This is a genomic window from Nocardioides sp. YIM B13467, assembly GCF_042788075.1.
Taxonomy (GTDB): domain Bacteria; phylum Actinomycetota; class Actinomycetes; order Propionibacteriales; family Nocardioidaceae; genus Nocardioides.
The window spans coordinates 1,985,163-2,011,374 of the sequence record NZ_JBHZPJ010000046.1; the positions used below are offsets into that span (position 1 = coordinate 1,985,163).

General features: G+C 69.3%; 29 protein-coding genes. 22 read left to right on the forward strand and 7 right to left on the reverse strand.

The window, feature by feature from the left end; genetic code table 11:
• Positions 1-151 precede the first annotated feature (151 nt).
• The 14 genes from ACFX43_RS16580 (at position 152) to aroB (ending at position 15,425) form a co-directional block, all read left to right on the forward strand.
• Complete coding sequence (locus ACFX43_RS16580; protein ID WP_378829769.1) at positions 152-1,150, forward strand: ABC transporter permease; 999 nt, start codon at positions 152-154, stop codon at positions 1,148-1,150.
• Between the two features lie 65 nt (positions 1,151-1,215).
• Positions 1,216-3,009 carry an ABC transporter substrate-binding protein gene (locus tag ACFX43_RS16585; RefSeq protein WP_378829773.1) on the forward strand — a complete coding sequence of 598 codons (1,794 nt, stop codon included), beginning with the start codon at positions 1,216-1,218 and terminating at the stop codon, positions 3,007-3,009.
• A 111-nt stretch (positions 3,010-3,120) separates the two neighbouring features.
• Positions 3,121-4,113 (forward strand): ABC transporter permease, encoded by a 993-nt coding sequence (locus tag ACFX43_RS16590; RefSeq protein ID WP_378829782.1) that lies wholly within the window; start codon positions 3,121-3,123, stop codon positions 4,111-4,113.
• A 71-nt stretch (positions 4,114-4,184) separates the two neighbouring features.
• On the forward strand, positions 4,185-5,516 hold the full coding sequence (locus ACFX43_RS16595; RefSeq protein ID WP_378840935.1) for a replication-associated recombination protein A: 1,332 nt from the start codon (positions 4,185-4,187) through the stop codon (positions 5,514-5,516).
• 12 nt (positions 5,517-5,528) lie between these two features.
• Complete coding sequence (locus tag ACFX43_RS16600; protein WP_378829790.1) at positions 5,529-6,086, forward strand: hypothetical protein; 558 nt, start codon at positions 5,529-5,531, stop codon at positions 6,084-6,086.
• On the forward strand, positions 6,083-6,397 hold the full coding sequence (locus tag ACFX43_RS16605; protein ID WP_378829798.1) for a DUF6167 family protein: 315 nt from the start codon (positions 6,083-6,085) through the stop codon (positions 6,395-6,397). Before ACFX43_RS16600 ends, ACFX43_RS16605 begins: the two co-directional genes overlap by 4 nt.
• A gap of 8 nt (positions 6,398-6,405) precedes the next feature.
• A complete protein-coding gene (gene alaS, locus ACFX43_RS16610; protein ID WP_378840941.1) occupies positions 6,406-9,093 on the forward strand; it encodes an alanine--tRNA ligase in 2,688 nt (895 codons plus the stop codon).
• Positions 9,093-9,563 carry a Holliday junction resolvase RuvX gene (gene ruvX / locus ACFX43_RS16615; RefSeq protein WP_378829808.1) on the forward strand — a complete coding sequence of 157 codons (471 nt, stop codon included), beginning with the start codon at positions 9,093-9,095 and terminating at the stop codon, positions 9,561-9,563. Before alaS ends, ruvX begins: the two co-directional genes overlap by 1 nt.
• 152 nt (positions 9,564-9,715) lie before the next feature.
• Positions 9,716-11,020, forward strand: coding sequence for an endolytic transglycosylase MltG (gene mltG / locus ACFX43_RS16620; protein ID WP_378829817.1), 1,305 nt, complete (start codon positions 9,716-9,718; stop codon positions 11,018-11,020).
• Positions 11,021-11,033: 13 nt separating this feature from the next.
• A complete protein-coding gene (locus tag ACFX43_RS16625) occupies positions 11,034-11,897 on the forward strand; it encodes a shikimate dehydrogenase (protein WP_378829826.1) in 864 nt (287 codons plus the stop codon).
• Positions 11,894-12,571: a prepilin peptidase gene (locus tag ACFX43_RS16630; RefSeq protein WP_378829830.1), complete on the forward strand. Its 678-nt coding sequence runs from the start codon at positions 11,894-11,896 to the stop codon at positions 12,569-12,571. Before ACFX43_RS16625 ends, ACFX43_RS16630 begins: the two co-directional genes overlap by 4 nt.
• A gap of 45 nt (positions 12,572-12,616) precedes the next feature.
• On the forward strand, positions 12,617-13,795 hold the full coding sequence (gene aroC, locus ACFX43_RS16635; RefSeq protein WP_378829842.1) for a chorismate synthase: 1,179 nt from the start codon (positions 12,617-12,619) through the stop codon (positions 13,793-13,795).
• 14 nt (positions 13,796-13,809) lie between these two features.
• Positions 13,810-14,325, forward strand: coding sequence for a shikimate kinase (locus ACFX43_RS16640; protein ID WP_378829851.1), 516 nt, complete (start codon positions 13,810-13,812; stop codon positions 14,323-14,325).
• Positions 14,326-14,327: 2 nt separating this feature from the next.
• The gene (aroB, locus tag ACFX43_RS16645; protein ID WP_378829876.1) at positions 14,328-15,425 is read left to right on the forward strand and encodes a 3-dehydroquinate synthase; all 1,098 of its coding nucleotides are present in this window, start codon (positions 14,328-14,330) and stop codon (positions 15,423-15,425) included.
• 59 nt (positions 15,426-15,484) lie between these two features.
• Here aroB and ACFX43_RS16650 read toward each other — a convergent pair whose 3' ends face one another.
• The 4 genes from ACFX43_RS16650 to ACFX43_RS16665 form a co-directional block, all read right to left on the reverse strand.
• Positions 15,485-15,946 carry a VOC family protein gene (locus tag ACFX43_RS16650; protein ID WP_378829879.1) on the reverse strand — a complete coding sequence of 154 codons (462 nt, stop codon included), beginning with the start codon at positions 15,944-15,946 and terminating at the stop codon, positions 15,485-15,487.
• Between the two features lie 48 nt (positions 15,947-15,994).
• On the reverse strand, positions 15,995-16,384 hold the full coding sequence (locus tag ACFX43_RS16655; protein WP_378829886.1) for a helix-turn-helix domain-containing protein: 390 nt from the start codon (positions 16,382-16,384) through the stop codon (positions 15,995-15,997).
• Between the two features lie 63 nt (positions 16,385-16,447).
• On the reverse strand, positions 16,448-17,605 hold the full coding sequence (locus ACFX43_RS16660; protein ID WP_378829894.1) for an acyl-CoA dehydrogenase family protein: 1,158 nt from the start codon (positions 17,603-17,605) through the stop codon (positions 16,448-16,450).
• A gap of 36 nt (positions 17,606-17,641) precedes the next feature.
• Positions 17,642-18,247: a TetR/AcrR family transcriptional regulator gene (locus ACFX43_RS16665; RefSeq protein ID WP_355021714.1), complete on the reverse strand. Its 606-nt coding sequence runs from the start codon at positions 18,245-18,247 to the stop codon at positions 17,642-17,644.
• A 147-nt stretch (positions 18,248-18,394) separates the two neighbouring features.
• On the opposite strand from ACFX43_RS16665, the gene ACFX43_RS16670 reads away from it, so the two are divergent.
• The 7 genes from ACFX43_RS16670 (at position 18,395) to ACFX43_RS16700 (ending at position 24,116) form a co-directional block, all read left to right on the forward strand.
• Positions 18,395-18,850 carry a type II 3-dehydroquinate dehydratase gene (locus ACFX43_RS16670; RefSeq protein ID WP_378829901.1) on the forward strand — a complete coding sequence of 152 codons (456 nt, stop codon included), beginning with the start codon at positions 18,395-18,397 and terminating at the stop codon, positions 18,848-18,850.
• A 313-nt stretch (positions 18,851-19,163) separates the two neighbouring features.
• Positions 19,164-19,730, forward strand: a complete 567-nt coding sequence (efp, locus tag ACFX43_RS16675; RefSeq protein ID WP_355224970.1) for an elongation factor P — start codon at positions 19,164-19,166, stop codon at positions 19,728-19,730.
• Between the two features lie 3 nt (positions 19,731-19,733).
• Complete coding sequence (gene nusB, locus ACFX43_RS16680) at positions 19,734-20,147, forward strand: transcription antitermination factor NusB (protein ID WP_160022948.1); 414 nt, start codon at positions 19,734-19,736, stop codon at positions 20,145-20,147.
• Between the two features lie 173 nt (positions 20,148-20,320).
• Entirely contained in the window at positions 20,321-21,502 is a 1,182-nt protein-coding gene (locus tag ACFX43_RS16685) for a MinD/ParA family protein (protein WP_378829928.1), read from the forward strand.
• 24 nt (positions 21,503-21,526) lie between these two features.
• Positions 21,527-22,537, forward strand: a complete 1,011-nt coding sequence (locus ACFX43_RS16690) for an NADPH:quinone reductase (protein WP_378829932.1) — start codon at positions 21,527-21,529, stop codon at positions 22,535-22,537.
• Positions 22,538-22,599: 62 nt separating this feature from the next.
• Positions 22,600-23,178 carry a bifunctional pyr operon transcriptional regulator/uracil phosphoribosyltransferase PyrR gene (gene pyrR / locus ACFX43_RS16695; RefSeq protein ID WP_378829938.1) on the forward strand — a complete coding sequence of 193 codons (579 nt, stop codon included), beginning with the start codon at positions 22,600-22,602 and terminating at the stop codon, positions 23,176-23,178.
• Entirely contained in the window at positions 23,175-24,116 is a 942-nt protein-coding gene (locus ACFX43_RS16700; protein ID WP_355224963.1) for an aspartate carbamoyltransferase catalytic subunit, read from the forward strand. The genes pyrR and ACFX43_RS16700 overlap by 4 nt, the downstream gene beginning before the upstream one ends.
• A gap of 9 nt (positions 24,117-24,125) precedes the next feature.
• Here ACFX43_RS16700 and ACFX43_RS16705 read toward each other — a convergent pair whose 3' ends face one another.
• The 3 genes from ACFX43_RS16705 to ACFX43_RS16715 all read right to left on the reverse strand — a co-directional run bounded on the left by ACFX43_RS16705 (position 24,126) and on the right by ACFX43_RS16715 (position 25,673).
• On the reverse strand, positions 24,126-24,794 hold the full coding sequence (locus ACFX43_RS16705; protein ID WP_378840945.1) for a FadR/GntR family transcriptional regulator: 669 nt from the start codon (positions 24,792-24,794) through the stop codon (positions 24,126-24,128).
• Complete coding sequence (locus ACFX43_RS16710; protein WP_378829944.1) at positions 24,737-25,102, reverse strand: UBP-type zinc finger domain-containing protein; 366 nt, start codon at positions 25,100-25,102, stop codon at positions 24,737-24,739. Before ACFX43_RS16710 ends, ACFX43_RS16705 begins: the two co-directional genes overlap by 58 nt.
• A gap of 28 nt (positions 25,103-25,130) precedes the next feature.
• On the reverse strand, positions 25,131-25,673 hold the full coding sequence (locus ACFX43_RS16715; RefSeq protein ID WP_378829951.1) for a YciI family protein: 543 nt from the start codon (positions 25,671-25,673) through the stop codon (positions 25,131-25,133).
• Between the two features lie 81 nt (positions 25,674-25,754).
• Between ACFX43_RS16715 and ACFX43_RS16720 the strand changes: the two genes are divergently transcribed.
• On the forward strand, positions 25,755-26,174 hold the full coding sequence (locus ACFX43_RS16720) for a DUF309 domain-containing protein (RefSeq protein WP_378829958.1): 420 nt from the start codon (positions 25,755-25,757) through the stop codon (positions 26,172-26,174).
• The last annotated feature ends 38 nt before the right edge of the window (positions 26,175-26,212 follow it).

Here is a 26,212-nt window from a genome sequence, read left to right on the forward strand (position 1 = left end):
CACGTCACTGTCGGTATCGAACCGTTATCCGTAGTCCCGCCCGAACCGCTGGAACTTGGCATAACTTGATGCAGCGCGTTGGCTCGGGGCCGCGCGAAGTGGTCTGTTCTTGGGCGTACCGAGCCTTGGCATCGAACGGAGATCCGAGCGTATGACTGTGTCCGAAGTGTTGATCCAGGGTCCTGATCCCGAGATCAGTCCGGAACCCAGGACGGGCGATGTCGCCGGCCGTTCGCCGATGCGGATCGCGATGGACCGTCTCCTCTCGGACAAGGTCGCGATGATCTGTGCCGGGATCGTGCTGCTCTTCGTCCTGATCGCGATCTTCGCGCCACTGCTGTGCAAGCTGTTCGGCGTCGAGGTGCGAGCCGGTGACCCGGTCGCCGACACCGACTCGTTCAACTACCCCGTCATCGGCCCGCCCAACTACGGGTTCACCTGGGAGGCGCCGCTCGGCCTGGAGCCCAACTCCGGCAACGACCTGCTCGCGGAGTGGTTCTACGGCGCGCGTACGTCCCTGCTGGTCGCCACGATCGCCACGGTCGTCTCGACCTTCGTCGGCGTGGTTCTCGGCCTGATCGCGGGCTACAGCCGCGGCTGGGGTGACCGGGTGATCACGTTCGTGATCGATCTCTTCCTCACGCTGCCGTTCCTGCTGGTCGCGATCGCGATCTCGCCGATGCTCGTGGAGCGCTGGCGGGAGAACCCGACGATGCTCGACAACGCCTCGCTGATCGCACTCATCGTGATCCTCTCGATCTTCGGGTGGATGGGCCTGGCCCGGCTGATCCGCGGTGAGGTGATCTCGCTGCGCGAGCGCGAGTTCATCGAGGCCGCGCACGTCCTCGGGATGCCGACCCACCGGATCCTGTTCAAGGAACTGCTGCCCAACCTGGTGGCGCCGATCGTCGTCTCGTTCTCGCTGAGCCTGCCGGCCACGATCGCCGCGGAGGCGACGCTGGCCTACCTCGGCGTCGGCGTCACCGGCCGCCCGTCCTGGGGACAGACGATCCTGCGTGCCCAGAGCTGGTTCGACGAATACCCCTTGTACCTCTACGCGCCGATCGTCGGGATCGTGGTCCTGGTCTTCGCGCTCAACCTGCTCGGAGACGCCATTCGCGACGCCTTCGACCCCAAGTCTTTCCGGTGAGCACGTCGTCGGAGAGAGGCATCAACCATGGAAGGTGGACACCTACGATGCGATTGAAGAGAACAGTGATCGCCGCCAGTGCGATCGCTGCGCTGACGCTCACCGCTGCTTGTGGTGGCGGGGGCGGCGGTGGCGAGGACCCGGCCGGCGAGTTCAAGGCCGGCGGCGGAGCCGGAGCCGGCAAGGACGCCACGGCCGAGGGGCCGCTGGAGATCCCGTCCGACGCCAAGAAGGGCGGCACGATCACCGTGCTGTCCAACGCCGCCCCGCACACCCTCGACCCGACCCGGACCTACTACACCGACTCCGGTGCGATCATGTCCGGCCTGGTGACCCGCTCGCTGACGCAGTACGTCTATGACGAGGAGAGCGGCGACTCCGTTCTCGTCCCCGACCTCGCCACCGACCTCGGTCAGGTCTCCGAGGACGGCCTGACCTGGACCTTCGAGCTGAAGGACGGGATCAAGTACGAGGACGGCACCGACGTCACCGCCGAGGACGTGGTCTACGGCATCAAGCGCTCCTTCGCCATCGACACCCTGACCGACGGCCCGACGTACCAGACGACGTTCTTCAAGGACGGCCAGAAGTACAAGGGCCCGTTCGCCGACACCGACGCCGAGCTCAAGAAGCTCCCCGACTACGACGCCAGCGCCGGCTGGTACGGCGGCGAGGACTACGACGGCGTCGAGGCCGACGGCAACAAGGTGATCATCCACCTGGCGCAGCCGTTCCCCGAGCTCGACTACTACGCCTCGTTCCCGGTCTTCTCGCCGATCCCGAAGGCGAAGGACAAGGACCCGCTGGCCTACGAGAGCCACCCGATGTCGACCGGCCCCTACAAGTTCGAGTCCTACAAGCCGGGCACCTCGCTGAAGCTGGTCAAGAACGACCAGTGGGACCCCGACACCGACCCCGGCCGCTTCCAGGCCGCGGACGCGTTCGACTTCAAGTTCGCCCAGGACACCGCGAAGCTCGAGAACCAGATCCTCGGCGACAAGGGCGCGGCGCAGACGATGATGACGTACGACGACGTCACGCCGCCGACCTACAAGTCGATCAAGGAGAGCGCCCCGGACAACCTCATCGAGGGCACTTCGCCGTGCACCTACATGTACCGTCCGGACCAGACCAAGATCACCGACAAGAAGGTGCGCGAGGCCATCAGCTGGGCCTACCCCTACCAGGCTGCCTGGAAGGCATCCGGCGAGATCGTCGGCGTCACCATCCAGCCCGGCACCTCGCTCCTGCCCCCGGGCACGGCGGGTCGGGTCGAGTACCAGTACCCGAAGGGTCAGGACGGCCAGACCACCGACCCGGAGAAGGCCAAGGCGCTGCTGAAGGAGGCCGGGGCCGAGGGCTTCGAGCTGAAGTGGCACTACCAGCGTGACGACGAGAACTCGGTGGCCAAGAAGGACCAGATGGTCAAGGGCTTCGAGGCAGCCGGCTTCAAGGCGACCCCGGTGGCCTCGACCGACGAGACCTACCGTGACGACGAGAGCAACCTCGACGCTCCGGTCAACCTCCGCTACGGCGGCTGGTGCTCCGACTGGCCCTCGGGCGGCTCCTGGTTCCCGGCGCAGTGGATCGGCTCGAACGCCAACAAGGCGGGCATGCCGAACCCGACCAACTTCAAGGAGGCCGACGCTGACGCGAAGCAGGCCGAGATCCTGAAGATGGACGCCGACGAGGTCCCCGCAGCCTGGGGCGAGTTCGACAAGTGGATGCAGGAGACCTACATGGTCGAGATCAACGCCGGCTACGACGCGAACGCCTTCATCAAGGGCTCGCAGGTCGGCGGGGTCGTCAACGACCCGGTCAAGGGCATGCCGAGCTTCTCCATCATGTACCTCAAGTGAGCTGATCCGGCCGGCGTGGGCGCACCCCACGCCGGCCGGACCCGCACATAGGACCCCGCAACTCTGGGCCAGCGCCCGTGGACACCTTCTAGGAAGCGAGACCTCCGTCCCATGATCGGTTTTGTCGTACGCCGGTTGATCTCGGCGATTCTCGTGCTGTTCGTGATCTCGGTGGCGGTCGTCGCGCTCTTCACCTATGGCCCGAGCGACCCGGCGGACGCGATGTGCCCTGAGCCCAAGTGCACCGCCGAGCGTCAGGACGCGATCCGGGAGGCACTCAACCTGGATGCTCCGCTCCATGTTCAGTACACCGAATACATGACCGGCATCTTCAAGGGTCGCGAGATCGCCTTCGGCTCCGAGTCGTACGACTGTGAGGCCCCGTGCTTCGGGGTCAGCTTCATCTACCGGGTCAACGTCTGGGACGACATCAAGGACCGGATCGGGCCGACGGTCTCGGTCGCGGTCGGCGCAGGCGTCACGATCCTGCTCATCGGCGTGCCCATCGGGATGTTCGCGGCCAGACGCCGGGGGACCTCGGCGGACAAGGCGGTCATCGGCGCGACGCTGGTGATCGAGTCGATCCCGTACTACCTGTTCGTCCTGCTCGCGTTCCTCTATCTCGCGGTCAGCGCCGGTATCTTCCCGCAGGAGGGCTATCACCCGCTGACCGACTCGCCGCTGAAGTGGGCGTGGGGCCTGATGCTGCCCTGGCTCGCGCTCGGCCTGGTGAACTCCTCCAAGTACGCCCGGTTCACCCGCGGGTCGATGATCGAGGCGTACAACCAGGACTACGTCCGGACGGCGCGAGCCAAGGGCCTTCCCGAGCGCAGGATCGTCAACAAGCACGCGCTGCGCGCGGCCGTCGTGCCGATCGTGACGATCTTCGGCATCGACTTCGGATCGCTGCTGACCGGCACCATCTTCACCGAGCTGATCTTCGGCATCCCCGGCCTCGGTCTGCGGGCACTCAACGCGGTCAGCCAGAGTGACCTGCCCGTCATCGAGGCCACCACACTGATCTCCGCCTTCATCATCGTGGTCACCAACCTCCTGGTCGACCTCTTCTACAGCGTGCTCGACCCACGCGTACGCCTCACCTGACCCCCCCACCCCTGTCGGCTGAGTCTGTCGGTGCCGGCCACTAGGGTTGGCGTGTGGACGGGTTGTTTGAGATGGGGGCTGCTGCCGGCGCCTCGCGCGGCGGATCGCTGAGTCACAGCGACCATGCGGCAGCGCCGCTGGCGGTCCGGATGCGGCCGCGTACGCTCGAGGAGCTCGTGGGCCAGAGCTCGCTCAAGGCGTCCGGGTCGCCGCTGCACCAGGTGGTGGAGGGCGGGCAGTCGCTCTCGCTCCTGCTGTGGGGGCCGCCGGGGACCGGGAAGACGACCATCGCCTCGATCGTGAGCCGCTCCACCGACCGTCGGTTCGTCGAGGTCTCCGCGGTCTCGGCCGGGGTCAAGGAGGTCCGCGCGGCGATCGACTCGGCCCGCGCGGAGCTGGTCGCGACCGGCAAGGAGACGGTCCTCTTCGTCGACGAGGTCCACCGGTTCAGCAAGGCTCAGCAGGACGCGCTGCTGCCGGGCGTGGAGAACCGCTGGGTCACGCTGGTCGCCGCCACCACGGAGAACCCCTTCTTCTCGGTGATCTCGCCGCTGCTGTCGCGCTCGCTGCTGCTGCGGCTCGAGTCGCTCACCGACGACGACATCCGTGGCGTACTGCTGAAGGCGGTCGAGGACGAGCGTGGCCTCGGCGGCTCGGTGACGCTGACCGAGGAGGCGCTCGACCATCTCGTACGCCTCGCCGGCGGCGACGCGCGCCGGTCGCTGACGTATCTGGAGGCCGCGGCCGGAGCTGCGTCCGGTGGGAAGATCACCCTCGAGGCCGCCGAGCGGGCCGTCGACCAGGCGGCGGTGCGCTACGACCGGCAGGGCGACCAGCACTACGACGTGGTCAGCGCCTTCATCAAGTCGGTGCGCGGGTCGGACGCCGACGCGGCGCTGCACTACCTGGCGCGGATGATCGAGGCGGGGGAGGACCCCCGGTTCATCGCCCGCCGGCTGATGATCCTCGCCTCCGAGGACATCGGCCTGGCCGACTCGACGGCGCTGCAGACCGCGGTGGCCGCGGCCCAGACGGTGCAGCTGATCGGGATGCCCGAGGCCCAGCTCACCTTGGCGCACGCGACGATCGCGCTCGCCGTCGCGCCGAAGTCCAACGCGGTCACCAACGCCATCTTCGCCGCTCGCGCCGACGTCGCGGCCGGGAAGATCGGCAACGTCCCGCCGCACCTGCGCGACGCCCACTACGAGGGCGCGAAGAAGATCGGGCACGGGGAGGCGTACAAGTACGCCCACGACGAGCCGTTCGGCATCGCGACGCAGCAGTACGCACCCGACGCTGTGGCGGATGCGGAGTACTACCAGCCGACCACCCACGGAGCCGAAGCCGGAGTGAAGGAACGTTGGGAGCGTGTCCGGAAAATCGTGCGCGGACAGGATGGATAGGGTAGGCGCACCATGACGAACTCGAGCATGCCCGGGTGGGCGCTGGTGGTGACGCTGACCGCGGTGGCGGTCCTGGTCCTCATCTCGCTGGTGGCCGTGCTGCTCGCGCTCCGGGCGCGCCGCGCCGCGCGGCGCCGGCTCGAAGAGGCCGAGGCCAGTGAGGCAGAGCTGCGCGAGCGGCTCGAGGCGCTGGAGAAGCGGCTGACCCCGCCCGAGGCGGTCGGCCGGCGTCGGCGCCGGGACGTCGCCGAGAGAGAGTATGTGATCACCTCCCTGGGGGAGGACGGCGAGCCTGCCGAGGTGGAGCGGGTGGTGCAGCGTACGTTGACCGCACCCGCCTTCGCGGACGCTGTGTTCCGGGAGACCGTGGTGCACGGCGCCGCGCTGGTCCACGGGGTGCGCCGGGCGCTCTCGCCCGAGGTGCGGTTCAAGATCCGATACGAGATGCACCGCGAGGTCAAGCGGGCACGCAAGGACCGGAAGAGCGAGATGCGCGAGGCGCTGCGCGAATACCGTGCGCGCCAGCGCGCGGCAGTTGACGAGGACGTACGTATGGAGGACTCCCTATGAGGGGCGCGATCTGGTTCGCGGTCGGCGCGGGTGCGGGCGTGTACGCGATGGTCAAGGGGCGGCGGGCCGCGGAGGCCTTCACCGCCGACGGACTCCGCGACCGTGCCCAGGCGCTCGGCGTCGGCGCGCGGATCTTCCGCGACGAGCTGGCCACCGGCAAGGCCGAGAAGGAGCTCGAGCTGCGCGAGTGGATCGAGGCCAGGACCGCGGGACCGAAACAGATTGGCGCCAACGGCGCCACGCAGCAGAGACTTGGATTGAACGGGCCAACCGAGGACCCGATGCAGAACACGGAAGGTAGTACCCCCTGATGGAGTGGTTGAGCACGGCGGAGATCCGCCGCCGTTTCACGGCGCATTTCGCCGAGAACACGAGTGTCGGCGAGCACACGGTGGTGCCGTCGGCATCGCTGCTGCTCGACGACCCCAACCTGCTCTTCGTCAACGCAGGCATGGTGCCCTTCAAGCCCTACTTCCTCGGCCAGGCCACGCCGCCCTACGACCGGGCGACCTCGGTGCAGAAGTGCATCCGTACGCCCGACATCGAGGAGGTCGGCAAGACCACCCGGCATGGCACCTTCTTCGAGATGTGCGGCAACTTCTCCTTCGGTGACTACTTCAAGGAGGGCGCGATCACGCTCGCCTGGGAGCTGGTCACCAAGTCGGTCGCCGACGGCGGCTTCGGGTTTGACGAGTCGGTCCTCTATCCGTCCGTGCTCAACGGCGATGAGGAGGCGGTCGCGCTCTGGAAGAAGATCTCCGGCCTGCCCGACGACCGCATCGTGCGGCTGCCCCCGAGCGAGAACTACTGGTCCATGGGCGTGCCCGGGCCGGGCGGTCCGTGCTCGGAGATCCTGATCGACCGCGGCCCGGAGTTCGGCGCGGACCGTGACTGGGACGCCGGCGACCGCTACCTGGAGTTCTGGAACCTGGTCTTCATGCAGGACAACGTCGTCGCGGCGCGGTCCAAGTACGACGTCGACATCGACGGCGCCCTGCCGCAGAAGAGCATCGACACCGGCCTCGGCCTCGAGCGTGTCGCCTACCTGATGCAGGGCAAGGCGAACATGTACGAGACCGACGTCGTCTTCCCCGTCATCGAGAAGGCGATGGAGCTGACCGGGAAGAAGTACGGCGCCTCCTACGAGGACGACGTCCGCTTCCGCGTGGTCGCCGACCACGTGCGCTCCTCGCTGATGCTGATCGGCGACGGCGTGACCCCCGGCAACGAGGGCCGTGGCTACGTCCTGCGCCGGCTGATGCGCCGCGCGATCCGCAACATGCGCCTGCTGGGCTACGAGGACCCGGCGATGCCGGAGCTGCTGCCGATCTCCCGCGACAAGATGGGGGAGACCTACACCGACCTGCACACCGGCTGGGACCGCATCAAGCGGGTCGCCGACGCCGAGGAGGAGGCCTTCCGCAAGACCCTCGCGGCCGGCACCCAGATCTTCGACCTGGCCGCGACCGAGGTGAAGTCGAGCGGGTCCACCACGTTCACCGGCGCCAAGGCGTTCCAGCTCCACGACACGTACGGCTTCCCGATCGACCTGACCCTCGAGATGGCCGCCGAGGCGGGCCTCGAGGTCGACGAGCCGGGCTTCCGCGGCCTGATGACCGAGCAGCGCGAGCGGGCCAAGGCCGACGCGCGCGCCAAGAAGGGCCAGCACGCCGACGTGTCGGTCTACCGCGGCATCCTCGACAGCAACGGGCCGACCGACTGGCAGGCCTACACGACCCTCGACACCGAGTCGAAGGCGATCGCCCTCCTCAAGGAGGGCAAGCCGGTCGACGTGCTCGGCCCCGAGGAGATCGGTGAGATCGTCCTCGACCGCACCCCGTTCTACGCCGAGTCCGGTGGCCAGTCCGCCGACGCGGGCATCATCGAGTTCGACGGCGGCCGGCTCGAGGTCGTCGACGTGCAGCGGCCGGTCAAGGGCCTCGTGGTGCACCAGGTCCGGGTCGTCGACGGCGAGTTCTCTGCACATGGAACGAGCGGCGAGTCGCTCGTGCACGCGCAGGTCGACCCCGAGTGGCGTCTCGGCGCCCGCCAGGCCCACTCCGGCACGCACGTGGTGCATGCGGCGCTGCGCGAGGTGCTCGGCCCGACCGCGCTGCAGTCGGGTTCCTACAACCGCCCCGGCTACCTGCGTCTCGACTACGGCTGGACCAAGGGCCTGACCCCCGAGCAGATGCACGAGATCGAGGAGGTCTCCAACCACGCGCTGCGGGCCGACCTGCCGGTCTCCTGGGACTACATGACCCTTCCGGAGGCCAAGGAGTGGGGCGCGATCGCGCTCTTCGGTGAGACCTACGACGACTCCAAGGTGCGGGTCGTCGAGATCGGCGGCCCTTGGTCGCGCGAGCTGTGCGGCGGCACCCACGTGGACCACTCCGCCCAGATCGGCACGATCGTGGTCACCTCCGAGGCGTCGGTCGGCTCCGGCAACCGGCGCATCGAGGCCTACACGGGCGTCGAGGGCTTCAACTACCTCGCCCGTGAGCGCGACGTGGTCTCCGAGCTCAACCTGCTGCTCAAGACGAAGTCCGACGACGTCGTCGGCCGGGTCTCCGACCTGATGGAGCGGCTCAAGGCCGCCGAGAAGGAGATCGCCCGGGCGCGCACGGCACAGCTGCTCGCCTCCGGTGGTTCGATCGCGGCCTCCGCGGTCGACGTCAACGGCGTCCAGCTCGTCGCCCAGCGGGTCCCGGGTGTGGGCGGCGGCGACGCCCGCACGCTCGCCCAGGACGTACGCGCCCGGCTCGGTGACGCGCCGGCGGCTGTGGTGCTCATCGGTGACGCCGACGACAAGGTCGCGGTCGTGGCCGCGGTCAACCCGGCCGGCATCGCCAAGGGCGTCAAGGCGGGTGACCTGATCAAGGAGCTCGCGCCGGTCGTGGGTGGTCGCGGCGGCGGCAAGCCGGACTTCGCCCAGGGCGGCGGCACCGACGTCTCCAAGATCGACACCGCGCTCGGAATGGTCGCGACGCTGGTCGCGCAAGCCTGATGCGGCACGGCGTACGCCTCGGTCTCGATCCTGGCGACGCCCGGATCGGCGTCGCCAGGAGTGACCCCACGGGGTTCCTGGCGACGCCGCTCGAGACGGTCAAGAAGGGTCGCGGAGACCTCACGCGCCTGCAGGCGATCGTCGCCGAGATCGCCGAGGAGTCGACGATGCTCGAGGTGGTCGTCGGGCTGCCCAGGTCCCTCAAGGGAGGGGAGAACCCGGCGACTGCTAAGGTCCGGGACTTCGCCGCGTCCTTGGCGCGGCGAGTGGCCCCGGTCCCGGTTCGCCTCATCGACGAACGACTCACCACAGTTTCCGCGGAGGCTATGCTCCGAGACCGGGGGCGCAAGGGTCAGGACCGCCGAGCCGTGGTGGACATGGCCGCGGCGGTTGTGATCCTGCAACACGCATTGGACAGTGAGCGCGCTTCGGGCACCGCGCCTGGAGAGATCGTTGAGGTCGGTCATTGAGTGAGCGCTACTACCCCCCGGACCCGCGCGACCCACGTCGCCCTGGCCAGGGGTCATATGGTCGCGATCCGCACGGTGGCCACCCGCCACGGCAGCAGCCTCCGCAGGATCCCCGAGACCCACGCCGAATGCCGCCGCAGATGCCGGGTCAGATGCCTCCGCAGCAGGGCCAGCCGGGTCGGCGCCCTGGGCCTCGTCCGGTACCCGGTGCCGGCACGCCCCCGCCGGGCTACGGCCGGCAGGAGCCGCCGCAGCGGCCGGGCGGCTACGGCGGGCCGACCTACCAGCAGCAGCCGGCCTTCTTCGAGGGTGGTCCCTCCGATCACGATCCCTACTTCGACGAGGAGCCACCGAAGCGCAAACGACGCTTCGGTGGCTGTCTGGCCGTGCTTGTGGCCATGGCGGTGGTCCTCGGTGGGTTCTACTTCGTGGGCGACCGGGCGATCGACTACGTCAAGGACATGGTCGCGCCGCCGGCCGACTACGCCGGTCCCGGCACCGACCCCGTCTCCTTCGAGGTGCACGAGGGCGACTCGGTCTCGGCGGTCGGGCGCAACCTGAAGGAGGCCGGCGTGGTGAAGTCGGTCGACGCCTTCATCGAGGCGGCCAACGAGGAGGGGCTGACCGTCCAGGTCGGCTTCTACCCGTTGAAGAAGCAGATGAAGGCCGCCGACGCCGTCGATGTCCTCGCCAACCCGGAGAACATCGACACGGTCAACGTCACCATCACCGAGGGGTCGCGCGCCAAGGCGATCTACAAGGTGCTCGCCGAGAAGACCGGGAAGAAGCCGGCCGACTTCAAGAAGGCCGCCCAGGACACCGAGGCGATCGGGCTGCCCGACTACGCCAAGGGCAACGTCGAGGGCTACCTCTTCCCGGCGACGTACGCCTTCCCGCCCGACGCCACGCCGACCGACATGTTGGCGATGATGGTCGACCGGTGGGAGCAGGCCCTCGGCGACAACGACATCGAGGCGCGCGCCAAACAGCTCAAGTGCGGCGGCGGCAAGGCGTGCACGGCAGAGCAGATCATGACCGTGGCCTCCCTCGTGGAGGCGGAGGGTCGTGGCGACGACATGTCCAAGATCGCCCGGGTGATCTACAACCGGGTCGAGAACCCCGGCAAGGCCGGCCAGGCGGGCTTCCTGCAGATCGACGCGACGGTCAACTATGCGCTCGGGAAGTCTGGAAGCACCGAGCTCGGCGGCGTCGACGTCCAGTCCGTCGACTCGCCCTACAACACCTACACCAGCAAGGGCTTGCCTCCGGGGCCGATCGGTGCGCCGGGTGACGACGCGATCCAGGCCGCGCTCAACCCGGCGGAAGGTGATTGGTACTACTACGTGACCGTCAACCTGAAGACCGGTGAGACGAAGTTCGCCAAGAACTATGACCAGTTCTTGAAGTTCAAGGCCGAGTACAAGGACTACTGCGCAACCGAGTCCAAGAGTTGCTGAGGAGAAGACCTGAGTGAAGTGTGCTGTTCTGGGTGATCCGATCGATCACTCGCTCTCGCCGACCCTCCACCAGGCGGCGTACGCCGAGCTGGGAATGTCTGACTGGTCCTACACGTCCACGCGCGTGCAGGCCGGTGGCCTGGCGAAGTACGTCGCCGACCTCGGCGGCGACTGGCCGCCGAGCCGGTGGCGTGGGCTGTCGGTGACGATGCCGCTCAAGCGGGAGGCGTACGAGCTGGCGCGGTCGATGTCGCCGCGGGCGCGGCTCGTCGGGGCGGTCAACACCCTGGTGCGCTCCTCGCACGGCTGGGTCGGGGACAACACCGACCTGCCCGGTGCGGTCGCGGCGATCCGCGAGCGCGCGGGCGAGGGATTCTCCTGCACGTCCGGCGCGATCCTGGGCGCCGGTGCGACCGCGGCCTCCACGGGCCTCGCGCTCGCCGAGCTGGGTGCCTCGCGGATCACGCTGCTGGCGCGCAACCCGGGTGCGGCGGGGGAGACGATCGAGATGATCTCGCGTCACCCGAGCAAGCCCGTCGTCTCCGTGCTGCCGCTGGACTCGGCTGCCCAGGGATCGGTTACCAGTGGGGTCGACGTGGTCGTCTCCACGGTTCCGGCGAAGGCGCAGACCCCGGAGCTCATCGACCGCTGGGCATCGACGCCGGTCGTCTTCGACGTCGTCTACGACCCGTGGCCCTCGCCGCTGCTGTCCGTCGCGCCTGGCGTGGCGGTGAGCGGCCTGGATCTTCTCGTACACCAGGCGGTGCTGCAGTTCGAGCTATTCACCGGCCGTACCGCGCCGCTCGCTGCCATGCGGGCAGCGGGGGAGAAGGCGCTGGCCAGCAGGGAGTCCAGTATGGAGCCGACACCGGCATGAGCCCCGGGGCGGTCGTGCTGGTGAGTGCGGCCGTCGCCGGTCTGCTCGCTCTCGGGGTGCCGGCACTGCTTCGCCGGCTCCCCGAGCCGGTCGACGATCCGCCGGCGGTCTCCTATGCGGCCATCGCAGGGTGGGCTCCGCTCCTGCCCCTCGCGGTGGCCGTCTCGGCGGCGCTCGCCGGGCTGCTCGCCTGGCAGGTGGAGCCGTCGCGGCTGATGGTGGCGCTGGTGCCGCTCCTACCTCTCTGCGTGCTGCTCGCCTATGTCGACTGGCGCGTCCAGCGGCTGCCCAAGGCCCCGATCCTGATGGCGACCGCGGTCGGGCTCGGGCTGCTCGCCGCCGAGTGGCTCTGGACGCGCGACACCGCGGCGACCCTCGGCGCCATTGCCGGACTGGTGATCGCGCGCTCGGCGTTCTGGCTGCTGTGGCGGATGCTGCCGCACGCCATGGGCTTCGGCGACGTACGACTCGCGGCGCTGGTCGGCCTGGTCCTCGGTCGGCTCGGCTGGGAGCAGCTCGCGGTCGGGCTGTGGGCAGGGCTGGCGATCTTCGGCGTCTGGGGCATCGGACGCGCCGTCGCGCAGCGCTCGCGCACGGCGATGCGCGAGCCCCTGGCGTACGGGCCTTTCATGATTCTGGGCATGCTCGTCGGTGCGTTCGCCGTCTCGCTTTGAGCCCGGGTGCACGGGGTTGCGTGACCGGGATGAAACACTGGCCTCATGTTGCGTTGGCTCACTGCGGGCGAGTCCCATGGTCCGTCCTTGACGGCCGTGATGGAGGGTCTGCCCGCCCACGTCCGGATCACCTCTGACGACATCGCTGATGCCCTGGCCCGGCGGCGCCTCGGCTATGGCCGCGGTGCCCGGATGAAGTTCGAGAAGGACCAGGTGCGGATCACCGGCGGCGTACGCCACGGGGAGTCGCAGGGCGGTCCGGTCGCGATCGAGGTGGGCAACACCGAGTGGCCCAAGTGGGAGACCGTGATGGCCTCCGACCCGGTCGACCCCGACGTGCTGGCCGGCCAGGCCCGCAACGCGCCGCTGACCCGTCCGCGGCCCGGTCACGCCGACCTTGTCGGGATGCAGAAGTACGACTTCGACGACGCCCGTCCGATCTTGGAGCGGGCCTCGGCTCGCGAGACCGCGGCCCGTGTCGCGCTCGGTGCCGTCGCCTCGGCCTTCCTCGAGCAGGCGCTCGGTGTCCGGCTGGTGTCCCACGTTCTCGAGATCGGCGGAGTCCGTACACCCGGCCGCGAGGTCCCCGCTCCCGAGGACGTGGCCCGCCTGGACGAGGACCCGGTGCGGGTGCTCGACCCCGACGGCTCCAAGCAGATGGTCGCTCGCATCGACGAGGCCCACAAGGACGGTGACACCCTCGGCGGCGTCGTCGAGGTCGTCGTCCACGGGCTGCCGCCGGGCCTGGGCTCCCACGTGCACTGGGACCGCCGCCTCGACGCGCGCCTGGCCGGTGCGCTGATGGGCATCCAGGCGATCAAGGGTGTCGAGGTCGGCGACGGCTTCGAGCTCGCCGCGACCCCGGGCTCCAAGGCCCACGACGAGATCGTTCCCTCCGCCGACGGCATCCGCCGCGCCTCCGGACGCTCCGGCGGCACCGAGGGAGGCATGTCGACCGGCGAGATCCTGCGCGTGCGCGCAGCGATGAAGCCGATCGCGACCGTGCCCCGTGCGCTGCGTACCGTCGACGTGGCCACCGGCGAGGAGGCCGTCGCCCACCACCAGCGCTCCGACGTCTGTGCGGTGCCTGCCGCCGGTGTCGTCGCCGAGGCGATGGTCGCGCTCGTGCTGGCCGAGGCGGCGCTGGAGAAGTTCGGTGGCGACTCGGTCGCCGAGACCGCGCGCAACGCCAAGGCCTACCTCGAGAACCTGAGGCTGCGTTGAATTCCCGGGGCCTGATGCCCGCTGTCGTGCTCGTCGGCCCGATGGGCGCGGGCAAGTCGACCGTCGGAGCGCTGCTCGCCTCCCGTCTCGGGGTCACCCTGCGCGACACCGACCAGGACATCGCTGCGGCCGCCGGCAAGAGCGTGCAGGACATCTTCGTGGACGAGGGCGAGGCCCACTTCCGTGCGGTCGAGGCCGACGCCGTCGCTGCGGCGCTCGCTGAGCACGACGGGGTCGTCTCCCTCGGTGGCGGCTCCGTTCTGGCCGATCGGACCCAGATCCTGCTCAAGGAGCACACCGTCGTCTACCTGCGGGTCGGGGTCGCGGACGCGGTCAAGCGGGTCGGGCTCGGCTCGGGCCGTCCGATGCTGCTCGGCAACGTACGCGGCCGCATCAAGACGCTCCTGGAGGAGCGCGCACCGATCTATGAGTCGGTCGCGACCCTGGTCGTCGACACCGACGGCCGCTCCGCCGCCGACGTCGCCGCCGAGATCGCCACCGCCCTCACCGCGCTGAACACCACGGAGTAGAAGTGACCGAAACCGTCATCAGGGTCGAGAGCGCCGCGGCGTACGACGTCGTCATCGGCTCCGGCCTCGCCGGCCGGCTCCAGGGACTGCTGGGCGAGAGCGTCCAGCGGGTGGCGTTCCTCTACGCCGCCGAGCTCGCTGAGTACGCCGAGCCGGTGCTCGAGGAGCTGCTGAAGCACTACGACGTGCTCGGCCTCGGGCTGCCCAGCGGCGAGGACCAGAAGACGGTCGCGGTCGCCAACGACTGCTGGGAGGCGCTGGGGGAGCGGGGCTTCACCCGCTCCGATGCCGTCGTCACCTTCGGTGGCGGCGCGACCACCGACCTCGGCGGGTTCGTCGCGGCCGGCTGGCTGCGCGGCGTACGCGTCGTGCACGTGCCCACCACGGTGCTCGCCATGGTGGATGCCGCGGTCGGCGGCAAGACCGGCGTCAACACCGGCGCTGGGAAGAATCTCGTCGGTGCGTTCCACGAGCCCGCCGGCGTGCTGTGCGACCTCGCGCTGCTCGAAACGCTTCCGGAGGCCGACCTGATCGCGGGGATCGGCGAGGTCGTCAAGTGCGGCTTCATCGCCGACCCCGAGATCCTGCGCCTGGTCGACGAGAACGACAAGATCACCGCCACCTCGCCCGTTCTCGCCGAGCTGGTCGAGCGGGCGATACGGGTCAAGGCCGAGGTCGTCGCCGCCGACCTGAAGGAGACCGGTGGCGCCGACGGACACCCCGGCCGCGAGACGCTCAACTACGGCCACACGCTCGCGCACGCGCTCGAGAAGCACTCCGGCTTCTCGATCCGCCACGGTGACGCGGTCGCCGTCGGGTGCGTGTACGCCGCCGAGCTAGCCCGCCTCGCCGGAGTCCTCTCCGACGACGTCGCCGCCCGGCACGCGCCGACCTTCGCGAAGGTCGGCCTCCCGACCACCGTCAAGGAGCTGGGCGTCGAGGCCGGCTTCGACGACCTGATCGGGGCCATGCGCGTCGACAAGAAGGCCCGCGGCTCCGTCCTCCGCTTCCTCGTCCTCCACGACCTCGCCACCCCCCGCATCCTCACCGGGCCGACCGAGGATCAGCTGCGGGAGGCGTACGCGGTCGTCGCCGGCTGACCAGGATCGCTTGGACGGTGCCGGTCGGCGTGGAAGGAAAATTCCTTCCGTAGTTCGGCTCACTTCCCGGACCAGCGCGCGATGTCCTCGTCGGTGACCTCGACGGGGCCCTCGACACGCTGGGTGGCGCGGATGTGGTTGCCGAAGGGGTCGCGGAAGGCGCAGTCGATGCCGTAGGGCTGCTTTGTGGGCTTGTCGGTGAACTCGACACCCTTGGCGGAGAGCTCCTCGAAGAGCTTCTGGCAGTCGTCGGTGTTGAAGATGACGACCGCGCCCATCGCGCCCTTGGTGACCAGGTCGCGCAGCTGGGCGGCCGTCTCGGCGCTGTGGGCGGGGGAACCACCGGGCACCTCGAGCAGCAGCTGGTGGTCGGGGTCGCCGGGAAGGTGGACGGTGAGCCAGCGCATGAAGCCCATGTCGACGTCGCTCCCGACCTCGAGCCCGAGCTTGCCGACGTAGAAGTCGAGCGCCTCGTCCTGGTCGAGCACGTAGATTCCGGTGATGTTGATGTTGGTCAGCATGCGACCAGTCTGCGACGTCTTCGACGCCCCGCGCTTCTCCGAAACTGCTCAGCTCGCGGGCCGCATCCAGGCGCGGGCGACACACCCGGGCACGGCCGGGCTGTCGGCCCGGGCGCGGTAGTCGGTCGGCGAGGTGCCGACGATGTCGCGGAACGTACGGCTGAAGGTGCCGAGGCTGGTGAAGCCCGCGGTGAGCGCGACATCGGTGACCGGCGTCGCGGTGTCTCGCAGCAGCGCCATCGAGCGCTCGATCCGTCGCCGCTGCAGGTAGCGGTGCGGCGTCTCCCCGAAGACTGCCTTGAACCGGCGGCTGAAGTGCGCCGGTGACACATGGGCGACGCGGGCGATCGCAGCAACGTCGAGCGGCTCGGCGTAGTGCCGGTCCATGGCGTCACGCGCGCGCAGCAGGCGACGGTTCTCGTCCTCGCGCGGCGTCATGTGCCCGAGCGTATGCCGAGTCGGCTCGTCATGACGAGCCGACTCGGCAGGGCTTCTAGCAGGTCACAGACCCATGTCCTTGGCGATGATCAGCTTCATGACCTCGGAGGTGCCGCCGTAGATGCGGTTGACGCGGTTGTCGGCGTAGAGGCGGGCGATGGGGTACTCGTTCATGTAGCCGTAGCCGCCGTGGAGCTGGAGGCAGCGGTCGATGACCCGGTGGGCGACCTCGGTGCAGAACAGCTTGGCCGAGGCGGCCTCGGCGGCGGTGAGCGTGCCGAGATCCTCGGCCTCGATGGCGCGGTCGACCACGGCCTCGGCGGCGTCGACCTCGGCCTTGCAGGCGGCCAGTTCGAACTTGGTGTTCTGGAACGAGGCGACGGTGGTGCCGAAGACCTTGCGCTCGGCGACGTACTTCTTGGCGAACTCGACGGCGGCCGCGGCCTGGGCGTAGGCGCCGACGGCGATGCCGAGACGCTCGACGGGAAGGTTCTGGCCGAGGTAGGAGAAGCCCTTGCCGACCTCGCCGAGTACGTCCTCGACCGGGACCTGCACGTCGGTGAAGGAGAGCTCGGCGGTGTCGGAGACCTTGAGCCCGAGCTTGTCGAGCTTGCGGCCGACCTCGTAGCCCGGGAGCGAGGTGTCGACGGCGAGCAGGGTGATCCCGCCACGCCGATCGTCGGCGGAGGCCGGCGCGGTGCGGGCACAGACGATCACGCGGTCGGCGTTGACGCCGCCGGTGATGAAGGTCTTGGCGCCGTTGAGGACGTAGTGCTTGCCGTCCTCGGTGAGCTTGGCGTTGGTGGTCATGCCGGCGAGGTCGGAGCCGGTGCCGGGCTCGGTCATCGCGATCGCCCACATCTCCTCACCGGAGACGAAGCCGGGCATCCAGCGCTCCATCTGCTCCTTGGTGCCGAGCTTGAGGAGGTAGGGCAGGCAGAGCCCGACGTGGGTGCTCGAGCCGCCGAAGGAGACGCCGGCGCGGGCGAGCTCCTCGGTGATGACGGCGGAGTACTTGAACGACTCGATCCCGGCGCCGCCGTACTCCTCGGGCACCTGGATGCCCCACACGCCGAGCTCACCGAGCTTGAGGTAGAAGTCGTGGGGGACGATCCCGGCCTCGTACCACTCGTCGTAGACGGGAGTGACCTCCTTCTCGATGAACGAGCGGATGGTCTCGCGGAAGGACTGGTGGTCCTCGGTGTAGATGGTGCGGCGCATGACGGTGTTTTCTCCTCGGGTGCTTTCCGGTAGGGGTCAGGGGCGAGCGCCGACGGCGCGGAGCGCGAGGTCGGCATAGAAGTCGGCGAGGGCCTCCGGGGTCCAGGAGCCGTCGTCGCGGTACCACCGGGCCAGGTCGATGCCGAGCGAGAGCAGGGCGGTGGCGGCCTTGGCGGGGTCGGGGGTGTCGAAGTCGCCGCTGCGTACGCCTTCCTCGACGACCTCGCGCATCACGGTGTCGATGGCGCGGCGCAGTCCCGCGATCTCGCGGAAGTGCTCCTCGGTCAGCGCGGCGAGCTCGTAGTTGATGACCCGGGCCGTCGTGTGGGAGCGCGCGTGGAAGAGGACATAGGTGCGTACGGCGGCGGCGACCCGCTCGGCGGGCGTGGCGTCGGCGCGGGTCGCGTCGGTGACCGCCTCGAGGATCACCTCGTGGCCACGCACCGCGATCGCGTGCAGGAGCTCCTCCTTGGAGCGGTGGTGGACGTAGACCGCGGCCGGGCTCAGTCCGGCCGCCGTGGCGATGTCGCGGGTGCTGGTGCCGTGGAACCCCTTGGCGGAGAATGCCTGGACCGCCGCGTCGAGCAGACGGGCACGGCTACGGTCGCCGCGCGCCTGGGTGCTGGTGCGGAGCTCGTTCATCGCCCTCCTCATGTCGGAGTCTCGTGTCGGAGTCTCCTGGTGTCGGATCCAGTGTCGCACAATATAAGTGAGCGCTTAGATTGGGATCACCGTCACGGGTGTCGAGACGGCCTGGGGAGCGCCCGGGGCCCGTGACAGGATGACCGGGTGAGCAAGAAGCTACAGCCGGTCCTGGTCCTCAACGGCCCCAACCTCGGTCGTCTCGGGAAGCGTCAGCCCGAGATCTACGGGCACACCACGCACGACGAGCTCGCCGCGATGTGCGTCGACTGGGGTCATGCGCTCGGCTTCGCCGTGGACGTACGTCAGTCCAACCATGAAGGCGACATGGTCGACTGGCTCAACGCCGCGGCCGACAAGGACATCCCGGTCGTGCTCAACGCCGCCGCCTGGACCCACTACTCCTACGCCATCTACGACGCCTGCGCGCAGCTGACCGCTCCGCTGATCGAGGTGCACATCTCCGAACCGCTCGAGCGGCCCGAGGTCTTCCGGCACACCAGTGTCGTCACCCCGCACGCGGCCGCGGTCGTGGCGGGCAAGGGCATCGACGGCTATCGCGAGGCGCTCGAGGTCATCGCCGCGAAGCTCGGCTCCGCCTGACCTGACCCATATTGGCGATCGCCGCTGGCCGTCGTCGCGGAGCGGTGGATCCTGGCCGCATGGCCGGTCCCGCCTCAGACGGGGCTTGCGGGCAGCGCCACGCTGTGGGTGCTGCGCGCGCTGGCGCTGGTCGTCGGCGTACTGTCTCTGGTGGATCTCGCCGGGAAGACCGCGGTCGTTGCTTGATTCGGCCCTGTGCGGACTCGCGGATAGGATTCTCCGAGGCCCTCAGGGGCCCTGCGAACCTTGACGGACATTGACAATTGAAGCCTGCATCGGTGCAGGTCAAAGAGACGAAGGCTGACGGACGGTTATGGCGACGACGAACGACCTCAAGAACGGCATGGTGCTGAAGATCGAGGGCCAGCTCTGGCAGGTGGTCGAGTTCCAGCACGTGAAGCCCGGCAAGGGTCCGGCCTTCGTCCGCACCAAGCTGAAGAACGTCGAGTCGGGCAAGAACGTCGACAAGACCTTCAACGCCGGCACCAAGGTCGAGACCGCCACGGTCGACCGCCGCTCGTTCCAGTACCTCTACAACGACGGCACCAACTTCGTCTTCATGGACGTCGCGGACTTCGACCAGGTCGAGGTCGGCCCGGAGATCATCGGCGACGGCGCCGGGTTCCTCCTGGAGAACCAGGAGGTCATCCTGGCCACCAACGAGGGTCGCGTGCTCTTCGTCGAGCTCCCGCCGTCGGTCGAGCTCGTCATCTCCTACACCGAGCCGGGTGTCATGGGTGACTCGGCCACCGGCCGCACCAAGCCCGCCACCCTGGAGACCGGTGCCGAGATCCAGGTGCCGCTCTTCATCGAGCAGGGCGAGAAGATCAAGGTCGACACCCGCGAGGGCGGTTCCTACCTCTCCCGCGTCAAGGGCTGACCTGTGGCTCACGTCGCCACCGCCCGCACCAAGGCCCGTAAGCGCGCGCTCGACCTGCTCTTCGCCGCTGAGGCCCGTGGACTCTCCGCCGGTGATCTGCTCGACCAGCAGATCCGCGAGGGTGAGGTGCCCAACAACCCCTTCACGGTCAAGCTCGTCCGTGGCGTGGTCGCCGAGTCCGAGCGCATCGACGCTCTGATCGCCGCCTTCGCCAAGGACTGGTCGCTGGCCCGGATGCCCGCGGTCGACCGCAACGTCCTCCGCCTCGGCGTCTGGGAGCTCCTCGACGGCGATGTCGCCTCCGAGGTCGCGATCAGCGAGGCCACCGCCCTGGTGACCGAGCTGTCCACCGACGACTCGCCGTCTTTCGTCAACGGCGTGCTCGCCGCGGTCGCGAAGGACCTCGCCAAGGCCTGATCGGCATGAGACGTACGCCTGTCCGGGACCGTTCCGGGCAGGCGTAGCGTCATTTCGGGTGCGGCGCGACGCGTGTGTTTTCCGGTTATCGACGATTGCTTCGGTCGGGACCGTATGTTTGGACCCAAGGCTGTGATGGAGGCCGTAACCAAGCACCCGTATTCGGAGAGCGCATGACGCAGGAGAACAACCCCTACGACGAGCCGGACTCGCGCACCCGACCGGCCGGCGCACCCTCGCACTGGGTGACGCCGCCCCCGCCGAACACGGCGGGAAGGCCGACGACGCCCCCCACCCAGCCCCATTCGGACCCGAGTCAGGAGGCGACTCGCATCACCAACCCACAGGTCACCACGACACCCGCCCCGCCCCCTCCGGTGGCGGTGACGCCGCCACCCCCGGGCGTGCACGGGCAGGAGGTCCCCAGCGCCACCGACTTCCTCGACCGGCGCGCGGAGTCGGCCGGTTTCGGCCCCGCGACCTGGGGCTGGCGAGGCGCGATCCGCAGAATGTCCGGCGGGTTGATCAGCCCGAAGATGGGGCAGGACGAGGTCGCCTACGAGCAGGACCGGGCGATGATCCAGCGCGACTTCGACGGACCGCGCACGATCGTGTTCATCAACCCCAAGGGCGGCGCCGCCAAGACCACCGGCGTGCTCGCGGCGGGCTACACCTTCGGCACCGTGCGCGGTGGCGGGATCGTGGCCTGGGACAACAACGAGACCCGCGGCACCCTCGGCATCCGTGGCATGCGGAGCACCCACCGCAACACCACCCGCGAGCTGCTCGACAACCTGGCCGCGTTCAACAACGTCTACCAGTCCCGCATCGGCGACCTCGGTGCCTTCGTACGCTCCCAGGGCGACGCCCACTTCGATGTGCTCGCCTCCGACGAGCGGCCCGATGTCACCGGCCAGATCCACGCCGACGACTTCGGGCAGGTGCACCAGCTGCTGGAGCGCTTCTACAAGGTGATCCTGGTCGACACCGGCAACAACATGCGTGCCGAGAACTGGCTGGCCGCCGCGGACACCGCCGACCTGCTGGTGGTCACCTCGACGGTGCGCGAGGACACCGGCTACAGCGGCCTGTGGATGCTCGACGCGCTCCAGGAGTCGGGATACGCCGACCTCAAGCTGAAGACGATCACCGTGCTCTCCGACCCGTCCCCGAAGGTCGACACCAACCTGGCTCGCGACCTCACCGAGGTCTACCAGCAGCGCACTCGCGGGGTCTACCGGGTCCCGTTCGACCCGGTGCTCGTCGCGGGGTCCACGGTGCAGTACTCCCAGCTCTCGGAGGACACCAAGATGTCGTGGCTCAAGGCCTGCGCTGGGATGGCGCACGCGCTCTAGCCGTGGGCCGCTAACGTCGGAGTCATGCGCGCAGTCGTCTACTCCGAGAACGGTCCCTCCTCCGCCATGCGTCTGACCGAGCGCCCGGTGCCGAAGCCCGGCCCGGGCGAGGTCCTGGTCAGGCTGGTGCGGGCGGGGGTCAACCCCACCGACTGGAAGGTACGCGCCGGCATCAGCGCGACCCTCACGACTCCCGAGGCGACCCCGGGCCAGGACGGCGCCGGCGTGATCGAGGAGATCGGTCAGGGCGTGACCGACCACGTCGTCGGTCAGCCGGTCTGGCTCTTCATGGTCCAGCACGGGCAGGCCTGGGGGACCGCGGCGGAGTACGTCACCGTGCCGGCCCACAAGGCCGTCGAGCTGGCCGTGGGCGCCTCCTACGACCTCGGCGCGTCGCTCGGGGTTCCGGCGATGACCGCCCACCGGGCCCTGACCTCCGGCTCGGTGGAGCGGGTGGCCCCGCAGTCGTTCAACGGCCTCACCATCCTCGTCCACGGCGGTGCCGGAGCGGTCGGCAACGCCGCGATCCAACTCGCCGTGTGGGCGGGGGCGAAGGTGATCACCACGGTCAGCTCCGCGGAGAAGGCCGCGCTGGCGAAGGCCGCCGGGGCGCACCACATCGTCAACTACCGTGAGGGCGACCCGGCCGCTGCGATCCGCGAGATCGCGCCGGACGGCGTCGACCAGATCGTCGAGGTCGCCCCGGCGGTCAACAACGACCTGGACCGCGCGGTCATCGCCAAGCGCGGCACGATCGCGATCTACGCCAACAACGGCGGCGACGAGCTCACCATGCCCGTGCGGGCCACCTTCTCGCTCAACCTGCGCTACCAGTTCATCCAGCTCTACGGCATCGAGGAGGCGCAGATCCAGGCCGCGGCCGACGACGTCGCCGCCGCCGTGGCGGCAGGGGCGCTGCGAGTCGGCCCGGAGGGCGGCGTACCTCTTCACCACTACCGGCTCGAGGAGACCGCCGCCGCCCACGACGCGGTCGAGGCCGGTGCGGTCGGGAAAGTGCTGATCGACCTGGAGTGAGGATAGGGTTGTGCCGATCCTTTAACGAGCCGTCCCGTGAGGCGGAGAAGGAGACCACAACCTTGTCTGCAGAGCCTGCCCGAGAGCCGTCGACCGATGGTCGTGTCGTGCTCGATGCCCGTGACATCTCCCGGGCGCTGACCCGGATCTCCCACGAGATCCTGGAGCGCAACCGCGATGCGGAAGACCTGGTGCTGCTGGGTCTGCACACCCGCGGGGTGCCGCTGGCCAAGCGGATCGCCACACGGATCGAGGCTGCCGAGGGTCACCCGGTCGCGCACGGCGCGCTCGACGTGACGATGTACCGCGACGACCTGCGCACCCATCCCACCCGCGCTCCGCACCACACCGAGATCCCGCCCGGCGGCATCGACGGCAAGACCGTGGTGCTGGTCGACGACGTGCTCTTCTCGGGCCGCACCGTCCGCGCCGCGCTCGACGCCCTGGCCGACTACGGTCGCCCCGCCGTCGTACGTCTGGCCGTTCTCGTCGACCGCGGCCACCGGCAGCTGCCGATCCGGGCCGACCACGTCGGCAAGAACCTCCCCACCGCCCGCTCCGAGCGGGTCGGGCTGAGCCTGGAGGAGATCGACGGCATCGACGAGGTACGCATCGTGGAGCTCGAGGGGGTTCCGGCATGACGAAGCATCTGCTGTCCATCGACGACGTGAGCGCGGAGGAGATCCAGCAGCTCTTCGCGACCGCCGCCGAGATGCACGACGTCCAGAAGCGTGAGGTCAAGAAGCTCCCGGCGCTGCGTGGGCGTACGGTGATCAACCTCTTCTTCGAGGACTCGACCCGCACCCGGTCCTCCTTCGAGATCGCTGGGAAGTGGCTCTCGGCCGATGTGATCAACCTGTCGGCGAAGGGCTCCTCGACCTCGAAGGGCGAGTCGCTGCGCGACACCGTGCTGACCGTGACCGCGATGGGCGTCGACGGCCTGGTGATGCGTCACTCGGCCTCCGGCGCGGCCCATCAGGTCGCCGGCTGGCTCGACATCCCCGTGATCAACGCCGGCGACGGGATGCACGAGCACCCCACCCAGGCTCTGCTCGACGGCTACACGCTCCAGCGCCAGCTCGGCGGGCCCGGCTCCCTGGAGGGCAAGCGGATCGCGATCGTCGGCGACCTGACCCACTCGCGGGTGTTCCGGTCGAACGTGAAGTCGCTGACCAAGCTCGGAGCCTCCGTGACCGCCGTCGCCCCGCCCACGCTGATGCCCTCGGGTATCACCGAGTGGGCCAAGGCCGACGGGTTCGCCACCTCCTACTCTTTGGACGACGTGTTGCCGGAGGTCGACGCGGTGATGATGCTGCGCGTCCAGCGGGAGCGGATGAGCGGTGGCTACTTCCCGACGTCGAGGGAGTACACCGTCGGCTACGGGCTCACCCGTCAGCGGCTCGGAATGCTGCGCGAGGGTGCGCCGATCCTGCACCCCGGGCCGATGAACCGCGGCCTGGAGATCTCTCCCGAGGCCGCCGACGCCGCCTCCTCGCGGATCCTCGACCAGGTCTCGGCCGGGGTCGCGATCCGGATGTCCGTCCTCTACCACCTGCTTGCCGGCGAGGAGTCCGCATGAGTTTGTTGATCAAGGGAGTCTCGGTCCTCGGGGCCGAGCCGACCGACGTACACGTCGACGGGGGAGTGATCCGAGAGATCGGCACGCTCTCCGCGANCTCATCGCGTCCTGCGCCCGGACCGGGTCGCCCTCGGAGATCGCGGCGTGCACCGCCTCGTGCTCACGCAAGGTCACCGCGAAGGCGTCGGGCGTGTCGACCCCGTGGTAGCGCGAGCTCTCCAGTGCGTGGTCCATGAGCGTACGAGCGATGTTGCCGGCGAGCCGGTTGCGGGAGAGCTCCATGACGGTCTCGTGGAAGGCCACGTCGGCGGCGCGGAAGACATCCTCGTCGGCGGTGCTCTCCCGCATCCGCTGCATCGCCCGGTCGAGCTCGGCGACCTGCTCGTCCGATCGTCGCTGGGCGGCCTCCGCAGCCATCACCGACTCGAGCTGGGCGCGGACGACACTGAGCTCGTCGAGAATGCCCAGCGTCTCGTCGTGCTTGATCAAGGCGGAGAGGACCACTCGGTCCATCGTGTTCCACGCCGTCATCGGGCGCACCTCGGTGCCACGCCCGCGCGCGATCGTGACGAGGCCCTTCTCCTCGATGCGCTTCACGGACTCGCGTACGACGGTGCGGCTCACGCCGAACTGCTCGCTGAGAGGTCCTTCGGGCGGCAGCGCGTCGCCCGGAGCCAGGCGCCCNGTGAGGACTGGGACTCGGGGCGGCTCGTGGGCTCGGCCAGCTCCGGGCCCTTGAGCGCCTCTTGGTTCTCGAAGTCCCAGAACCACGTCTCGCCGGGCTCGAAGCTCTGCATGTAGCGGTGGCCGGTCTCGCGGAAGTGGCGGGTGGCGTGCTGCGCCGGGGAACTGTCGCAGCAGCCCACGTGGCCGCACTCGGCGCACCGCCGGAGGTGTAGCCACCATCCGACCTCGCTCGCTAGGCACTCGGCACATCCTGTGCCGGACGGCGGAGCAGCGACGTCGATCCCTGGTGTGGCGGTCATGCCGGTCACGTTACCGGTCGAGGCCCTTCTACGCGGGCCGCCCGCCGAACTCCCACCGATGGACCTCGACCCAGACGTAGCGGCCGGGGGAGAGGGCTTGCCGAGCCGCATGCTCGGAGGCTGCCTCCAGCAGCACTGCCGCGCCCAGCACCACGGTCGCGTCGTCGGAGAGCAGCGGCCCGGCCGCGATCAGCTCGTCGCCGCGCGGCAGCTCGATCGGGTCGGTCGTCGGCTCGGTGAACCCGAGGACGAGGTAGCGGTCGGCGTCGGGCCGGCCGTCGAAGTCCCACATGGTCCGGCCGAGCTCGTTGTGCCACCGCCGCAGCAGCACGTCACGGTAGGCGCCGGCCTGGTAGCCGGGCTCCTCGAAGGCGAACGCGCGAGCTGCGCTGGCGTCCGGGAGGTCGAGGATGTGCACGCTCCCGGTCAGCGTCTCGTCGCTGGTGAAGGTCGGGCCGCGGGCGATCATCGTCGCGGCGAACCGGTCCATGTAGCTCCAGTGCTCCTCCACCATCTCGGTGCGCAGCGGCGTCGACCCCGGGCGGTCGCGGTGATAGCAGAAGAACTCCATGGGCTGAGACTCACCGGCCCCGCCGTCCCGTGCAATCGGTTATCTCAGTGGGTCCGTAGGGTGGGAGCCGAGGAGGCCGACATGGTGAGCGATCGCGACCGGAACGAACAAGGGCGGGCACAACAGGCCCGACCGCGTGACGCGCTCGGCCGTCCTTTGCCGTACGGCGCAGTCGGCGTCGAGCCCATCTCCGAGGAACCGCTCCCGCCGGAGGAGACCCTGGCGTACGCCCGCAGCCTGCTCGACCAGGGGCGCCCCTTCGCGGCCCACGAGGCTCTCGAGGTCCGGTGGAAGTCGTGCCCGGAGGAGGAGCGCGAGCTGTGGCAGGGCCTGGCCCAGCTGTGCGTCGGCCTGACCCACCACGAGCGCGGCAACACCGTCGGCGCCTCCCGGCTGATCGAGCGGGCGGCGGGTCGGCTGCAGGCGTACGAACAGGGTGCTGGTCCGACGTACGGTCTCGACCTCGGTGCCCTCATCGCGTGTGCCCGAGACCGGGTATAGCTCCACCTGCCTATTGACCGTGAAGGTCCGTGCCGTGC

What these genes read in the sequence shown, in the direction of transcription:
- efp (WP_355224970.1), top strand. Translation starts at nt 19,164, where the DNA reads ATGGCGACGACGAACGACCTCAAGAACGGCATGGTGCTGAAGATCGAG.
- ACFX43_RS16640 (WP_378829851.1), top strand. Translation starts at nt 13,810, where the DNA reads ATGCCCGCTGTCGTGCTCGTCGGCCCGATGGGCGCGGGCAAGTCGACC.
- ACFX43_RS16685 (WP_378829928.1), top strand. Translation starts at nt 20,321, where the DNA reads ATGACGCAGGAGAACAACCCCTACGACGAGCCGGACTCGCGCACCCGA.
- ACFX43_RS16700 (WP_355224963.1), top strand. Translation starts at nt 23,175, where the DNA reads ATGACGAAGCATCTGCTGTCCATCGACGACGTGAGCGCGGAGGAGATC.
- ACFX43_RS16580 (WP_378829769.1), top strand. Translation starts at nt 152, where the DNA reads ATGACTGTGTCCGAAGTGTTGATCCAGGGTCCTGATCCCGAGATCAGT.
- ruvX (WP_378829808.1), top strand. Translation starts at nt 9,093, where the DNA reads ATGCGGCACGGCGTACGCCTCGGTCTCGATCCTGGCGACGCCCGGATC.
- ACFX43_RS16595 (WP_378840935.1), top strand. Translation starts at nt 4,185, where the DNA reads ATGGGGGCTGCTGCCGGCGCCTCGCGCGGCGGATCGCTGAGTCACAGC.
- ACFX43_RS16600 (WP_378829790.1), top strand. Translation starts at nt 5,529, where the DNA reads ATGACGAACTCGAGCATGCCCGGGTGGGCGCTGGTGGTGACGCTGACC.
- ACFX43_RS16655 (WP_378829886.1), bottom strand. Translation starts at nt 16,384, where the DNA reads ATGACGCCGCGCGAGGACGAGAACCGTCGCCTGCTGCGCGCGCGTGAC.
- ACFX43_RS16720 (WP_378829958.1), top strand. Translation starts at nt 25,755, where the DNA reads ATGGTGAGCGATCGCGACCGGAACGAACAAGGGCGGGCACAACAGGCC.
- aroC (WP_378829842.1), top strand. Translation starts at nt 12,617, where the DNA reads ATGTTGCGTTGGCTCACTGCGGGCGAGTCCCATGGTCCGTCCTTGACG.
- ACFX43_RS16660 (WP_378829894.1), bottom strand. Translation starts at nt 17,605, where the DNA reads ATGCGCCGCACCATCTACACCGAGGACCACCAGTCCTTCCGCGAGACC.
- ACFX43_RS16690 (WP_378829932.1), top strand. Translation starts at nt 21,527, where the DNA reads ATGCGCGCAGTCGTCTACTCCGAGAACGGTCCCTCCTCCGCCATGCGT.
- ACFX43_RS16630 (WP_378829830.1), top strand. Translation starts at nt 11,894, where the DNA reads ATGAGCCCCGGGGCGGTCGTGCTGGTGAGTGCGGCCGTCGCCGGTCTG.
- mltG (WP_378829817.1), top strand. Translation starts at nt 9,716, where the DNA reads ATGCCTCCGCAGCAGGGCCAGCCGGGTCGGCGCCCTGGGCCTCGTCCG.
- ACFX43_RS16605 (WP_378829798.1), top strand. Translation starts at nt 6,083, where the DNA reads ATGAGGGGCGCGATCTGGTTCGCGGTCGGCGCGGGTGCGGGCGTGTAC.
- ACFX43_RS16590 (WP_378829782.1), top strand. Translation starts at nt 3,121, where the DNA reads ATGATCGGTTTTGTCGTACGCCGGTTGATCTCGGCGATTCTCGTGCTG.
- ACFX43_RS16665 (WP_355021714.1), bottom strand. Translation starts at nt 18,247, where the DNA reads ATGAACGAGCTCCGCACCAGCACCCAGGCGCGCGGCGACCGTAGCCGT.
- ACFX43_RS16715 (WP_378829951.1), bottom strand. Translation starts at nt 25,673, where the DNA reads ATGGAGTTCTTCTGCTATCACCGCGACCGCCCGGGGTCGACGCCGCTG.
- ACFX43_RS16650 (WP_378829879.1), bottom strand. Translation starts at nt 15,946, where the DNA reads ATGCTGACCAACATCAACATCACCGGAATCTACGTGCTCGACCAGGAC.